A 276-nucleotide genomic window follows, 5' to 3' on the forward strand; every position below is an offset into this window, starting at 1 on the left:
GAGACGGCAGCAGCGAACTTACCATCAACAGCTCAAGCTGTTTTGACAGAGGGATTTCATGATGCGATTATAGAGCGTGTGGAAAGAGTGGGGGACAACCTTCATCTTTTTATTAATACAGAAAGCGGCTTTTATAATAAGTCATATGTACACTTAATCTTTCTAAATGTATTAAACGAAATGGCAGACATGCCGCTGCAGACAGGGCAGTATATGATATATGATGAGTTAGTGAGAATAAAGGATGGCTATGCTCTTCGTGTGTTATTCGATGCA

1 protein-coding gene is annotated in these 276 nt (G+C 40.2%); it reads left to right on the top strand.

The features are described from left to right. Positions 1–276, top strand: a 276-nt coding sequence (locus F1003_RS18655) for a DUF4085 family protein (RefSeq protein WP_155090352.1), incomplete at both ends; no start/stop codon positions are given.

The organism is Winogradskyella ouciana, from assembly GCF_009709615.1.
Classification (GTDB): Bacteria; Bacteroidota; Bacteroidia; order Flavobacteriales; family Flavobacteriaceae; genus Winogradskyella; species Winogradskyella ouciana.